The following is a 13,755-nucleotide window of genomic DNA, read 5'->3' as shown; positions in this document are numbered from 1 at the left end:
GCATATTCTAAGACATACTATTCACTTTATTCAGATAAAATTCAATCAATTATGAAAAAATATTTAATATTCACATTTCTGCTACTGGGAACTATAATCTATGCTCAAAAGAAAGTGGAAAACCTCAACTTTGAAGCTGTAGAAAACAATTTTCCAAAAATATGGAACCCAATAAGAGGTAATTCTGGAAAAGCATATACAGATACACATGAAAAACAAGAAGGGAAAACTTCGGTTGTCATAGAAAATGAAAAAGAGGGCTTCTCTGGAATAATGTATACATTACCTGAAAATTATGACGGTAAAGAAATTACCGTTTCGGGCTTTATAAAAACACAAAATATCACCGAAGGTTATGCAAGTTTATGGATGAGAATAGATCCCGAAGTTTCTTTTAAAAACATGCAAGATTTAAATATAAACGGTACCAATGATTGGAAAAAATATGAAATATCTTTAAAGCTTTCACCCAACGATACGAAGAAAATAGTTGTAGGTGCACTGCTTTCAGGAAAAGGAAAAATGTGGGTTGATAATCTACAAATCACAATTGATGGTGAAAACATTGATAAAGTAAAAGCTTTTGATAAAAAAGTAGATAAAATAAATTCTGACAAAGAATTTGATAATGGTTCGAAAATCAATGCAATAAATCTTGACAAGAACAATGTTGAATATCTTAAAAACCTTGGACTTATATGGGGATATTTAAAATACTATCATCCGAATGTTGCAGCGGGAAACTTTAATTGGGATTATGAGCTTTTTAGAATCTATCACAAAAGTCTAGGAGCTTCAGAAAATCAAAGAAATCAAATTTTAATAGAGTGGATTAAAAGTTTAGGAGAATTTCAAACTAAAAATGATCCTGAACCCAAAAATCTGAAAATGAAAGCCGATTTGAAATGGATTACAACTTCAGGGTTTTCTAAAGAGCTCACCGATTTATTATTAAAAGTAAAAACAGCAGAAAGGAAAAATTCAAACTACTATATTTCACTGGATAGCAATGTTCAGAATCCTATCTTTCGAAATGAAAATCCTTACCCTAAAATGACTTCTCCAGATGCAGGATTTAGGCTTTTAAGTTTGTACCGTTACTGGAATATCATTCAGTATTATTTTCCATACCGATATGCAATAGGTGAAGATTGGAAGAAAGTTTTATCAGAATTTATTCCGAAATTTATTAATGCAACCGATGAAACAAAATACACACTCGTCTGCTTGGAAATTGCTACCAGAATTAACGACTCTCATGCTAGAGTAAATAATAAAATTACACACAGTTTTTTTGGAACAAAATTCCCACCCCTTGAAATTGATTTCATAGAAAACAGCGCTGTCATTAAAAATTATCTGGATGATGAATTAGGAAAAAAAACAGACCTGAAAATAGGAGATGTAATATTGGAAGTTGACGGAAAAAACATTTTAAAAATACTTGAAGAGAAATCAAAATATTTACCTGCTTCAAATAGATCTGGCAAATTAAGTAGTTTATCAAATTATCTGTTAAGAACCAATAATGATCAAATCAATGTAAAATATTTAAGCAATGGAGTTACAAAAACAACATCTCTTAAAACATACAAATATGATGAAATAAACTACACCCAGAAGCAACCATCGATGTTTACAATGCTAAATAACAATATTGCTTATCTTCACATGGCAGATGTTAAGAAAGACAAACTTTCAGATATTTTCAACGAGATAAAAAACACAAAAGGTTTAGTGATAGATTTACGCACATACCCCTCAAAATTTGTGATCTTTGAAATAGGAAATTTCTTACTGTCAAAACCTGAGCAATTTGTAAAATTTTCTACGACAACATTAACTTCGCCAGGAGATTACATAATAAAAGAGGGTGCACCTATAGGAACTAATAATAAAAATTACTATCTCGGAAAAATTGCTATTTTGGTAAATGAAACATCAATCAGCAGTTCAGAATACCATACAATGGCATTGAGAAAAGCACCTCACGCTAAAGTTTTTGGTTCTCAAACTGCTGGTGCAGACGGAAATGTTTCATACATTACATTACCAGGAGAACTTCAAACCACCTTTACAGGAATAGGTATTTACAATCCTGATGAATCAGAAACTCAAAGAATAGGAATCATTCCCGATATAGAAGTAAAGCCTACAATTGAAGGAATAAAAAATAGTCGAGACGAAGTTTTGGAAAAAGCAATGAAATGGATTAATAATTAGCAACATGTATCAAAAAAATTATTTAGCTTTGTATATTAGTTAGATAAAATTAAGATTTATGAAAAAAATAATTACTACTACTTTACTATTTGGGATTGCTATCTTTAGTAATGGATTATTTGCACAAAAACTTTCAAATGAGAAAATGAAAGTTTTTCAGACGGATAAAATAGAAGATATAAAAAAGGTTTTCACAAAAGAAGACTTTCTTACATGTTTTGATATCAAAGGAGTTTCTTACAATATGCTTTCTTTAAGCGCAAGGTATGAAAGAGTGAATCTAATCAACTATTTACTTGCAAACAATATAAGCGTCAACAAAACTTGCAGCTATACTACTCCGTTAATGTATGCTGCAATGTATGGATACACAGATATCGTAAAACTTTTTTTAAAAAACGGAGCAAAAAAAGAGACAAAAGATAACAATGGTAAAACAGCTAAAGATCTTGCTTTAGAAAACAATCATCCGGAAACAGCTGCACTTCTTTAGAAAAATTGATAATATAATAGCTTAAAACTTCCTTCGGGGAGTTTTTTTGTTTTAAAAACTTTCAAAAACCTTATCTTTGTCAACGAAAAATTAGGCACATTAACGTCTAATATCTAACGTCTAATATCTAAAACAATGTTTCGATCGCACACAAACGGAGAATTATCTCTCAAAAATCTTAATGAAGAAGTTACACTTTCAGGATGGGTACAAACCATTCGTGATAAAGGATTTATGATTTGGATAGATCTTCGAGATCGTTACGGAATTACTCAGTTGGTTTTCGACCAAGACCGTTCTACAGCGGAATTGATGGAAAATGCAAAAAAATTGGGACGTGAATTCGTTATTCAGGTTACAGGACGCGTGATCGAAAGAGTCAGCAAAAACCCCAATATTCCAACTGGGGAAATTGAAATTTTAGTTGAAAAATTAGAAGTTCTTAATGAATCTCAACTTCCGCCTTTCACGATTGAAGACGAAACAGACGGAGGTGAAGAATTAAGAATGAAATACCGTTACCTGGATATCAGAAGAGCTCCGGTAAGAGATAAATTGATCTTCCGTCACAAAATGGCGCAAAAGGTGAGAAATTATCTTTCAGACGAAGGATTTATCGAGGTTGAAACTCCGGTTTTAATCAAATCTACCCCGGAAGGAGCTAGAGATTTCGTGGTTCCAAGCAGAATGAATCCGGGACAGTTTTATGCATTGCCACAATCTCCACAGACTTTCAAACAATTGTTGATGGTTGGTGGAATGGATAAATATTTCCAGATCGTGAAATGTTTCCGTGACGAAGATTTGAGAGCCGACAGACAGCCGGAATTCACACAAATCGATTGCGAAATGGCATTCGTAGAGCAGGAAGATGTAATGAATGTTTTTGAAGGAATGACGAAAACGTTAATCAAAGATATTACAGGTCAGGAATTCGGAACTTTCCCAAGAATTACGTTTGCTGATGCAATGCAGAAATACGGAAACGACAAACCGGATATCCGTTTCGGAATGGAATTCGTTGAATTAAACGATTTAGTAAAAGGAAAAGATTTCAAAATATTTGATGACGCAGAATTGGTTGTCGGAATCAATGTTGAAGGTTGTGCAGATTATACAAGAAAGCAAATCGACGAACTTGTTGATTGGGTGAAAAGACCACAAATTGGAGCTTCAGGAATGGTTTGGGCTAAATTCCAGAATGACGGAGTGAAAACTTCTTCTGTAAATAAATTTTACAACGAGGAAGATTTAGCAAAAATCATCGAAAAATTCGGAGCGAAAGAAGGCGATTTAATGTTGATTCTTTCAGGAAATGAGCACAAAGTAAGAACTCAGCTTTCTGCTTTGAGAATGGAGCTTGGAAACCGTTTAGGATTAAGAAAAGGAGACGTTTTTGCACCACTTTGGGTTGTTGACTTCCCATTATTGGAATTTGATGAAGAAAGCGGACGTTATCACGCAATGCACCACCCTTTCACGTCTCCAAAACCTGAAGATATTCATTTATTGGAAACAGATCCAGGAAAAGCAAGAGCTAATGCATACGATATGGTGTTGAACGGAAACGAGATCGGTGGAGGTTCTATCAGAATTTTTGATAAAGATCTTCAATCTAAAATGTTTGACCTTTTAGGATTCTCAAAAGAAGAAGCAGAAGCTCAGTTTGGATTCTTAATGAATGCGTTCAAATACGGAGCTCCGCCTCATGGTGGTTTAGCTTTCGGATTTGACCGTTTGGTAGCTATTTTGGATGGAAATGAGGTTATTAGAGATTATATTGCATTCCCGAAAAATAATTCTGGACGTGATGTGATGATCGATGCGCCTTCATCAATTGCTGATGAACAGCTCGATGAATTGGAATTGAAATTAAATTTAAAAGCATAAATTAGAAGCGGAGATTTTTTCTCCGCTTTTTTATTTAAACTTATTTATATAATAATTATTAAATAGGATGTTTGTCATTCCGTAGGAATCTCAACAAAGTTTATTTAAAAGCATTTAGATTCCTACGGAATGACAAACTAATTACAAATAATAATTCTGTCGTCTTCTCAGTACAAATTTTCGGTTAAATTAAAAACTTTCACGGCACAATCATTGCAAGTTTTCCTAAAAAAGTAAGACAATGAAAGCAATTTGGAACGGTGCCATTGGTTTTGGCTTAGTCAATATTCCTGTGAAGATTTATTCTGCAACAGAAACCAGCAAACTCGATCTTGATATGCTGGATAAATCTGACTTTTCTAATATTAAATTCAAAAGAGTTAACGAAAAAACAGGTAAGGAAGTGAAGTGGGCAAACATTGTAAAAGGGTATCTGATGGACGATAAATATGTTGTTCTGGAAGATGAAGATTACGAAGCCGCAAGTCCCGAGAAAACTAAGATTCTTTCTATTGAACATTTCGTAAAAGAAGCTGAAGTAGATTCTGTTTATTTTGAAACTCCTTATTTTCTTGAGCCACAAAAAAACGGCGAAAATGCTTACAGACTTTTGATAAAAGCTTTACAGCAAACTAAAATGGTCGGCATCGGAACGTTTGTTCTTCGCGACAGCGAAGCGATCGGTATGATTCGTCCTTATAATGATGAGGTTTTGGTTTTAAATCGATTAAGATTCGATCAGGAAATCAGAGATTACAAACAGTTTAAAATTCCTGCCAAAAAAGCTCCCAAACCTACCGAACTGAAAATGGCAAAAAATCTTATCGAGCAGCTTTCAAAGCCTTTTGATCCCACATTTTACAAAAATACTTATTCCGCTGAACTGCTTAAAATCATTAAGAAAAAAGCGAAAGGTAAAACCGTAAAACTAAAAAAATCAGAACCGGCAAAACAGGGCAAAATAATTGATTTAATGGCACAGTTAAAAGCCAGTTTACAAAGTCCAAAATCTAAAAACGCTTCGTGATTATGGCACTTAAAGATTATAACAATAAGAGAAAGTTCGATGAAACTACCGAACCCAAAGGAAAAACAAAAAAAAGCAAAGACCAGCTTATTTTTGTGATTCAGAGACATGCTGCATCAAGACTTCACTATGATTTTCGTTTAGAAATGGAAGGCGTTCTGAAAAGTTGGGCCGTTCCAAAGGGTCCATCATTAAATCCCGAAGACAAACGTTTGGCGATGATGGTTGAAGATCATCCGTACGATTATAAAGATTTTGAAGGAAATATTCCTGAAGGAAATTACGGAGCCGGACAAGTTGAAATCTGGGACAGCGGAACGTATGAACCTTTAGACGAAACCAGTAAACTTTCTGATGAAAAAGAACTGTTGAAAGAATTGAAAGCAGGTTCTTTAAAATTTATTCTTCACGGCAAAAAACTGAAAGGAGAATTTGCTTTGGTTAAAATGAAAAATGCCGAAAATAACGCTTGGCTTTTGATTAAACATAAAGATAAATTTGCTGAAGAAAAATATGATGCTGAAGAAAATACTGCCAAAAATTCTCAGGTGACAAAATTTTTAGAGGAAAAAAAAAGCCTGAAAAGCAACAAAAAGAAGTCATAACTTCTGAAACAAAACCAAAATTTCAACGATTCAACTCTTTAGGTGATGAAAAAAAACTCGAAAAATTCATCAAACCTATGCTTGCAAAATCTTCTGACGATGCTTTTGATCACGAAGACTGGATTTTCGAGATCAAATGGGATGGTTACCGGGCTGTAGCTGATTTAAGCAAAAAAAATCGACTCTTCTATTCCCGGAACGGCATTTCTTTTCTGTCTAAATTTGACACTATTGCCGAAGATTTCATTCAGCAAAAGCACAAAATGATTCTGGATGGCGAAATTGTCGCTTATGATGAAAATGGAAAACCTAACTTCCAATTATTACAGCAAATTGGAGACAACCCAAATTTGGCTTTAACGTATCAGGTTTTTGATTTGCTTTGGCTCAATGGTCATTCTACCGAAGAACTGCCTTTAATTCAAAGAAAAGAGCTTTTAAAAGATGCTTTAATTGAAACAGACCTGATCAAATTTTGTGATCATGTTCCTAAAAAAGGAATTGCTTTTTTTAATCAGATGAAAAAAATGAAGCTGGAAGGAATGATTGCCAAGAAATCGGACAGCATTTATACCGAAAACAGCAGAAGCTCCGATTGGCTTAAAATAAAATTCACCAACACGGAAGAAGCAATAATTTGTGGTTTCACAGAACCAAAAGGTTCCAGACAAGGTTTTGGAGCTCTTATTTTGGGAAAATACATCGATGGAAAACTGATTTATTCAGGACATACCGGAACCGGATTTAATAATGAATTGTTGAATGAGCTTCATCAAAGGCTGAAAAAATTAGTGATAAAAACATCACCTTTTGAAACTATTCCTAAAACAAATATGCCTGTAACATGGACGAAACCTGAATTGGTCTGCGAAATAAAATATTCTGAGATCACAAAAGACGGAATGTTCCGTCATCCTGTTTTTGTGGCGATCAGGGAAGATAAAGATGCAAAAGAAATCAGTAATTCAATAAAAAAATCTAATCAGAAAACTACCAAATCTAAAAATATGACGACTAAAAAATCCACAGAAAAAACAGAAAGCGATCTTGAAAAAGACACTGAAATTACACTGAACCGTCATAAAATAAAGCTCACAAATCAGGATAAAATTTATTTTCCGAAAGATAAAATCAGCAAAGGCGATGTTGTGGAATATTATCAGTCTGTAGCTGAATATATTTTACCCCATCTGAAAAACCGTCCGCTTTCTTTAAACCGCTTTCCAAACGGAATTGATCATTCAGGGTTTTACCAAAAGGACACTGGAGATTCTTTTCCTGATTGGATTAAAACAACAAAAGTTCATTCAGAGTCTACCGATAAATACATCGATTACGCTATCTGTAATGATAAAGCGACCTTAGCTTATTTGAATAATCTGGGCTGCATTGATTTTAACCCGTGGAACTCTTCGCTTCCAGATCTGGAACATCCTGATTATTTGGTTTTGGATCTTGATCCTTCGAAGAAAAATAGTTTCAACGACGTTATTGAGACAGCCCAACAGGTGAAAGAAGTTTTAGATTTAATTAAAATAAAAGGGTATTGTAAAACTTCAGGAAGTACAGGAATTCACATTTATATTCCGATGGGTGGAGCGTACGATTATGATCAGGTGAAAGATTTTGCCCACATTCTGATGAAGCAGGTGAATGAAAAACTTCCAAAAATCACAACATTAGAAAGAAGTTTACAAAAAAGAGACGATAAAAAAATCTATCTCGATTATCTTCAAAACCGACAGGGACAAACTTTAGCGAGTATTTACAGCTTGAGACCAAAAGAAGGAGCATCAGTTTCAATGCCGATTGAATGGAGCGAACTAAAAAAAGGTTTGAAGCCTACTGATTTTAATATAGAGAATGCTTTAGAAAGAATAAAGGAAAAAGGAGATTTGTTCAAACCTGTTTTGGGAAAGGGAATCGATATGATGAAGGCGCTGGAATTGTTGCAGGATGTGGAGTAAATTAGTTATCAATATTTTCAATAATTTTTAAACAAAAATCAATACTATTTTCATCTCTTAAATAATTGATTAGTAAGTATAAATTATTTATTATATCTTGAAGAGACAGAGATAAATCGTTTTTGAAAAATTTCCTATGCATTAAATGCAGTTCTAAATCCTGATATAAATATTCCAAATATTTTACATTATCAATTTTAGCAAAGCATTCACAGAAAACATAAGATGATTCGTATCTTCCTTTCAATATATAATCAGTAAAATTTAAACAATCTGCTACGAAATATAATTCATGATCATACCAAGTAAAAATTGCATTTATAAAATCATCCTGTTGTTTTGCTGTGAAATTTTCTAAAACACCTTTCAGATAAGGATAATGATCATATTCACGATTCTCTGAACTATCATAATAACTTATATTATTAATATAAGTTCTGATTTCTAAAAATTCATCTTTCATTACTAAATAATTTAAGGAAGTTGTGCCACCAGACTTTCCGGCAAGATTTTCAAAATAAAATAAATGATCTTCCATTTAAAATTTGGGACAATGGTAAAAGAATTTCCTGCATTCACGATATGTTTTGCGACATAATCAGGTTCCATCAGGAGATTTTTATTAAGTTCTAATCCAGCGTTTATTTTTGTATTGATATATCCGCTAATCAAAACATTAACTATTATATTTTTCGGCACTAATTCTTGTCTCAAACCTGCTAAATAAGTTGTAAAAGCCGCTTTCGTACTTCCGTAAACAAAATTACTTTTTCGACCTCTCACTCCTGAAAGTGAAGAAAGCCCTGTTATTCTTTCTAAATTTTTATTGCTTTCGTCCATCGCAATAATGTTCAAAATAGATACTGCACCCATATAATTAACGGTCATCATTTGTTGGGCACCTTTGAAATCGCTTAATGCTTTTTCATTATCTACTAAAAATCCGGCTGCGTAAATTACAATGTGAGGTTTTGTTGGAAGTTGATTATAAAATTTTTGGTGAGAATCAAAATCTTCAACATCAAAAGATAAAACCGAAACTTTTGAATTAAGATTATTTTTCTGAATAAAACTTTCTAAAGAATGGGTATTTCTGGAAGCAGCAATTATAGAGAATCCTTTTGCAACATATTGTAAAATACATTGTTTAGCAACATCAGAATTGGCTCCGAGAATGAGAATGATTTTGTTTTGATTCATTGAGCAAAGATATTTTATTTTAAATTTTAAACACAATTTCCACTAATATTTTCACGAATAAACACAACGACTAAACGGTTTGTCATTTCGACGAAGGAGAAGTCTTTTAAAACTTTAAGTTTTAGTTAAGTGGTTAAGATTATTAAGATAGATTCTTCATTCCGCTTTGCTTTGTTCTGAATGACAATACGCTTAAAAAGGAATTAAAAAAGAATCGGCGCGGTGACCTTTGGTCACCGCGCCGAAACACAATATTATTTAAAACTAAATTATTTCTTTTCAGTTTCTGTAACTTCTTTTTTGTCAGCTGTAGCTTTGTCTCCAAATCTAGTTGCTGTAAACTCTCTAGAGATCGCTGCTTTTTCAAATTTCAGTTTCCCGGAAAGCGTTTCAATAACTACTCCATCTTCCTGAATCTGAGCAATTCTTCCATGAAGACCAGAAGTAAGTACTACTCTGCTTCCCACTTTCAGATCTTCCTGAAATTTTTTCTCCTGCTTCTGTTTTTTCATCTGAGGTCTGATCATCAGAAAATAAAATCCAACAACCATTACTCCCATCATCATCAACATGGTGGTTGAATTTCCCTGAGCAGGTGCTTGTAAAAATACTGTTAACATATTCATTTAATTATGGTTGAATATTAGCATTGAATGTCAATTTTATCGGCGCTTTTTCTACGTTTGCAAAAACATCAGCATATTTTTGTACGCTTCCGTCGAAGTTTGTAGAATCAAAACTCAAAGTAATTTTACCTTTTTTACCCGGCATAATCGGATCTTTTGTAAATTCAGGAGCAGTACATCCGCATCCAGGCTTTACTTCAGAGATAATTAATGGGTTTGTACCTGTGTTGGTTACTTCGTAAACGTGGTTTACTTTTGCACCTTTTTTAATCGTTCCAAAATCGAAATTGCTTTCAGATAATGCAATTGTTGTGGTAGGTTGGTTAGATTTTACAGGTGCTGCAGCTTCAGCTCCGGCAACAGCAGGAGTTACAGGTGCAACTGTAGAATCAGTTGAAGGTGCTGCAGGTGCATTGGTAGAATCTACACCGATTACTTCTGCATTTTGCACTTCTTTATTTTCTTCTTTTTTACAAGAAACCAATCCTAATCCGATTACAGACAAAGCAATAATTGATAATGTCTTTTTCATATTAAATTAATTTTTAATTTATATTCTATTTAAATCTTTACAATATTTATCTAAAATACCGTTGATGAATATATTAGAACGATCTGTAGCAAATACTTTTGCAATCTCGATATATTCATTAATAATAACTCTTGAAGGGGTAAAAGGAAAATTGTCAAGTTCTGAAATAGCAGTCGTTAAAATAACTTTATCCATCAATGCCACTCTCTCCAAATCCCAGTTTTCAAGACGCTCAGAAAGTTTTTTCTCGTTGGTTTCCCAGTTATTCAACGTATCTCTAAGAAGTTTGCTTGCGAAAGTTTTGTCTTCTTCATCTTTAATCATTTTAATTAAAGTGCGGCTTTCTTCATCTTCTTTCAAAAATCCGATTGTCTTTTGAACCATCGAATTTGCAATGTGAATATCATCTGACCAAGTTAATTCTCTATCGCTGATATAATCATGAAAATCATCATTTTCGGCAACATATCTTAAAAATAATTTTCCGATAAATTTCTGATCATCTTCGAAAGAATAGCCATCTTCCTTCATAAAATCCTGATAACGTTTTCCGGCAGTCATACGCTGGAAAGTTTTCACCAACATATCATCGTGCAAGTCCCACTTCAAATCTTTATGCTGACCAGAGAAAAATAATCTCTCAGGGTTTTCATCAAGTTTTTTTAAAACCTGATTATTGATAAATTTTTGATTGGGATTGACATCTGAATCAGTTTTAAAATACTTGTTTTTACCAATTTCCATTTGATTTTCTGCAAGATCCTTCAGACCTACCAAAAAATTCAACTGAAAAATATAGAGATTATAGATTTTCTCTATTCCCGAAAACATGTTTTTTTCTAACACATCAAATTTTATCGGATTTTGGTAGTACGAATACACGGATTCTACTACTTTTTCACGGATTTGTCTTCTTCCTAACATTCAAAGAGCTTTTTATGGGTGCAAAGATATGAAATTTAAAATTTATGAAATTCTCAGTCTGCTTCAATTTTTGTAATTTTGTGAAACTTTATGAAAGCACTGAAAACTCTGAACCCTTACTTTTGGAAGCACAAAATATTATTGTTTTGGGGGTTACTCTTCATCATCGCCAGTAATTTTTTTAACATCTATAAAGTACAGTTTGTCGGAAAATCAGTTGACGAATTGACGAAACACGGAAATCTGGGCTTTAATAAACAGGTTTTAATTTACGTTGCCATTATTGTTGGCTGTTCACTTCTCACAGGATTTTTTACTTTTATGATGCGACAGACCATTATTGTTGCCTCAAGAAGGATTGAATATGAGCTGAAAAATAAAATCTACAGACATTACCAGAATTTATCGCTTACAGATTATAAGCAGACAACCATTGGAGACTTAATGAACCGATTAAGTGAAGATATTGTTGCCGTAAGAATGTATTTGGGACCGGGTGTAATGTACGTTGTCAATCTCGTTGTACTATTATTGATTACCAGTTTTTATATGATTAAAACTGATGCATCGATGACGGTTTGGACATTGTTGCCGCTTCCTATTTTGTCTTATATCATATTTAAAGTAAGCTCCATTATCAATAAAAAATCAAAAGTGATGCAGAAAAGCCAATCTGCAATTTCCACTTTTGTACAGGATAGTTTTTCCGGAATACGAGTGGTAAAATACTTTGCAAAGGAAAAATATATTCAAAAAAATTACGGTATTAAAGTAAGCGATTACCAAGACAAAGCTTTAGATTTAGCAAAAACAGAAGCCTATTTTTTTACCATCATTTTATTTGTAATCGGACTATTGAATGTTGCAGTCATTCTGATTGGCGGACAAAAATATATCGCAGGCGAACTTACAGTCGGGAAAATTGCAGATTTCTTTATGTACATCAATATTTTGATCTGGCCGTTTTCAATGGTAGGTTGGGTAACTTCAATCAACCAAAGAGCTGAAGCTTCAATGCAAAGAATTAATGAATTCTTGGAAAAACAGTCTGAGATTTACAATAAAAACTTTGACAATTATCCTATTAAAGGAGATATTGAATTTAGAAATGTATCTTATGTTTATCCGAATACGGGAATTAAAGCATTAGATAACTTAAGTTTTAAAATTGAAGCCGGAAAATCTTTGGCCATCATGGGGAAAACCGGTAGCGGAAAATCTACCATTGCTTTACTTCTATGCAGATTGATTGATCCTACTGAAGGTGAAATTTTGATTGACGGTAAAAATTTAAAAGATCACAATCTGGAAAACTACAGAAATTTCATCGGATACATTCCGCAGGAAAGTTATCTTTTTTCAGATTCTATTGAGCATAATATCGGATTCTCTATCGACAATCCTACTCACGAAAAAGTGGTAGAATATTCTAAAATTGCAGACGTACACAAAAATATTGTTGAGTTTAAAGAACAGTATAAAACCATGGTAGGAGAACGTGGAGTAATGCTTTCGGGAGGTCAGAAACAAAGAATCTGTATTGCAAGAGCGTTAATAAAAGACCCGAATATCATTATTTTTGATGATTCTTTATCCGCTTTAGACACAGAAACCGAACAGAATATCCTTGAAAATATTGACTCTAAAATCAATAACGCAACTTCCATAATCATCACACATAGAGAGTCTAGTGCACAAAGAGCCGACAAAATTCTTAATCTTAGCGAAATTACCAATTCTGCAACTGCATAGTCAAAACATTTGGAATTGTTAAATAAATCATAAAAAAAATTTTGTGATTAAAAGAAATATTTTATATTTGTTCTTAACAAGATTAAAAAAAATATCTAATAATGAGTGAATACAAGGAACGCCATGAAAATGAAATTTTCACTAAGGTGTTAAAAGCGGGGAGAAGAACTTATTTCTTTGATGTGCGCGAGACTAAAGCAGGAGATTATTATCTTACGATTACCGAAAGCAAAAAGAATTTCGGAGAGAATGGAGAAGCTACATTCGAGAAGCATAAAATTTATCTTTACAAAGAAGATTTTAAGAGTTTTCAGGAGATGTTTAATGAGTCCACAGATTTCATCATTAACGAAAAAGGTGAGGATGTTATTTCAGAAAAGCATGATAAAGATTTCAAAAGCAGAACTTACACTATAGATTCTGACGACGAAGTTTAAATCAAAACATATCTAAAAAAACACAAGCATCTGAAAAAGGATGCTTTTTTTATGCTACACTTTCCAACTTGTTATTATC

The 13,755-nt window shown here is 33.1% G+C and carries 13 protein-coding genes; 8 read left to right on the top strand and 5 right to left on the bottom strand.

Annotated elements, in window-relative coordinates:
* Positions 1-51 precede the first annotated feature (51 nt).
* The 6 genes from FDY99_RS12880 (at position 52) to ligD (ending at position 8,205) form a co-directional block, all read left to right on the top strand.
* Positions 52-2,223 carry a S41 family peptidase gene (locus tag FDY99_RS12880; RefSeq protein WP_139422011.1) on the top strand — a complete coding sequence of 724 codons (2,172 nt, stop codon included), beginning with the start codon at positions 52-54 and terminating at the stop codon, positions 2,221-2,223.
* Between the two features lie 58 nt (positions 2,224-2,281).
* A complete protein-coding gene (locus tag FDY99_RS12875) occupies positions 2,282-2,716 on the top strand; it encodes an ankyrin repeat domain-containing protein (RefSeq protein ID WP_139422009.1) in 435 nt (144 codons plus the stop codon).
* 135 nt (positions 2,717-2,851) lie between these two features.
* Positions 2,852-4,606 carry an aspartate--tRNA ligase gene (gene aspS, locus FDY99_RS12870; RefSeq protein WP_139422007.1) on the top strand — a complete coding sequence of 585 codons (1,755 nt, stop codon included), beginning with the start codon at positions 2,852-2,854 and terminating at the stop codon, positions 4,604-4,606.
* Between the two features lie 241 nt (positions 4,607-4,847).
* Positions 4,848-5,633, top strand: a complete 786-nt coding sequence (gene ku / locus FDY99_RS12865) for a non-homologous end joining protein Ku (protein ID WP_139422006.1) — start codon at positions 4,848-4,850, stop codon at positions 5,631-5,633.
* 2 nt (positions 5,634-5,635) lie between these two features.
* Positions 5,636-6,238 carry a DNA polymerase ligase N-terminal domain-containing protein gene (locus FDY99_RS12860; RefSeq protein WP_139422004.1) on the top strand — a complete coding sequence of 201 codons (603 nt, stop codon included), beginning with the start codon at positions 5,636-5,638 and terminating at the stop codon, positions 6,236-6,238.
* Positions 6,239-6,315: 77 nt separating this feature from the next.
* Entirely contained in the window at positions 6,316-8,205 is a 1,890-nt protein-coding gene (ligD, locus tag FDY99_RS12855) for a DNA ligase D (RefSeq protein WP_139422002.1), read from the top strand.
* A gap of 1 nt (position 8,206) precedes the next feature.
* On the opposite strand, the gene FDY99_RS12850 is transcribed toward ligD, so the two are convergent.
* The 5 genes from FDY99_RS12850 to nusB form a co-directional block, all read right to left on the bottom strand.
* Positions 8,207-8,668, bottom strand: a complete 462-nt coding sequence (locus FDY99_RS12850) for a hypothetical protein (RefSeq protein ID WP_139422000.1) — start codon at positions 8,666-8,668, stop codon at positions 8,207-8,209.
* A gap of 11 nt (positions 8,669-8,679) precedes the next feature.
* Positions 8,680-9,405 carry an SDR family NAD(P)-dependent oxidoreductase gene (locus FDY99_RS12845; RefSeq protein ID WP_139421998.1) on the bottom strand — a complete coding sequence of 242 codons (726 nt, stop codon included), beginning with the start codon at positions 9,403-9,405 and terminating at the stop codon, positions 8,680-8,682.
* Positions 9,406-9,674: 269 nt separating this feature from the next.
* Entirely contained in the window at positions 9,675-10,031 is a 357-nt protein-coding gene (yajC, locus tag FDY99_RS12840) for a preprotein translocase subunit YajC (protein ID WP_167494296.1), read from the bottom strand.
* 4 nt (positions 10,032-10,035) lie between these two features.
* Positions 10,036-10,563, bottom strand: a complete 528-nt coding sequence (locus FDY99_RS12835) for a DUF1573 domain-containing protein (RefSeq protein ID WP_102979978.1) — start codon at positions 10,561-10,563, stop codon at positions 10,036-10,038.
* Positions 10,564-10,581: 18 nt separating this feature from the next.
* Positions 10,582-11,487 (bottom strand): transcription antitermination factor NusB, encoded by a 906-nt coding sequence (nusB, locus tag FDY99_RS12830; RefSeq protein WP_074232058.1) that lies wholly within the window; start codon positions 11,485-11,487, stop codon positions 10,582-10,584.
* Between the two features lie 90 nt (positions 11,488-11,577).
* Here nusB and FDY99_RS12825 point away from each other — a divergent pair, with 90 nt between their 5' ends.
* Together FDY99_RS12825 and FDY99_RS12820 are read left to right on the top strand one after the other, a co-directional pair.
* Positions 11,578-13,239, top strand: a complete 1,662-nt coding sequence (locus FDY99_RS12825; protein WP_139421994.1) for an ABC transporter ATP-binding protein — start codon at positions 11,578-11,580, stop codon at positions 13,237-13,239.
* Positions 13,240-13,340: 101 nt separating this feature from the next.
* Positions 13,341-13,676: a DUF3276 family protein gene (locus FDY99_RS12820; protein WP_029295477.1), complete on the top strand. Its 336-nt coding sequence runs from the start codon at positions 13,341-13,343 to the stop codon at positions 13,674-13,676.
* Positions 13,677-13,755 lie beyond the last annotated feature (79 nt).

Origin of the sequence: Chryseobacterium mulctrae (genome assembly GCF_006175945.1) — a bacterium.
Classification (GTDB): domain Bacteria; phylum Bacteroidota; class Bacteroidia; order Flavobacteriales; family Weeksellaceae; genus Chryseobacterium; species Chryseobacterium mulctrae.
The sequence above is the reverse complement of the archived record's forward strand: the minus strand, read 5'-3'. Positions and strand labels throughout refer to the sequence as shown.

Bases quoted from the DNA above. Each gene is read 5' to 3' on its own strand.
- FDY99_RS12880 (WP_139422011.1), top strand. From the start codon at position 52: ATGAAAAAATATTTAATATTCACATTTCTGCTACTGGGAACTATAATC.
- FDY99_RS12875 (WP_139422009.1), top strand. From the start codon at position 2,282: ATGAAAAAAATAATTACTACTACTTTACTATTTGGGATTGCTATCTTT.
- aspS (WP_139422007.1), top strand. From the start codon at position 2,852: ATGTTTCGATCGCACACAAACGGAGAATTATCTCTCAAAAATCTTAAT.
- ku (WP_139422006.1), top strand. From the start codon at position 4,848: ATGAAAGCAATTTGGAACGGTGCCATTGGTTTTGGCTTAGTCAATATT.
- FDY99_RS12860 (WP_139422004.1), top strand. From the start codon at position 5,636: ATGGCACTTAAAGATTATAACAATAAGAGAAAGTTCGATGAAACTACC.
- ligD (WP_139422002.1), top strand. From the start codon at position 6,316: ATGCTTGCAAAATCTTCTGACGATGCTTTTGATCACGAAGACTGGATT.
- FDY99_RS12850 (WP_139422000.1), bottom strand. From the start codon at position 8,668: ATGAAAGATGAATTTTTAGAAATCAGAACTTATATTAATAATATAAGT.
- FDY99_RS12845 (WP_139421998.1), bottom strand. From the start codon at position 9,405: ATGAATCAAAACAAAATCATTCTCATTCTCGGAGCCAATTCTGATGTT.
- yajC (WP_167494296.1), bottom strand. From the start codon at position 10,031: ATGAATATGTTAACAGTATTTTTACAAGCACCTGCTCAGGGAAATTCA.
- FDY99_RS12835 (WP_102979978.1), bottom strand. From the start codon at position 10,563: ATGAAAAAGACATTATCAATTATTGCTTTGTCTGTAATCGGATTAGGA.
- nusB (WP_074232058.1), bottom strand. From the start codon at position 11,487: ATGTTAGGAAGAAGACAAATCCGTGAAAAAGTAGTAGAATCCGTGTAT.
- FDY99_RS12825 (WP_139421994.1), top strand. From the start codon at position 11,578: ATGAAAGCACTGAAAACTCTGAACCCTTACTTTTGGAAGCACAAAATA.
- FDY99_RS12820 (WP_029295477.1), top strand. From the start codon at position 13,341: ATGAGTGAATACAAGGAACGCCATGAAAATGAAATTTTCACTAAGGTG.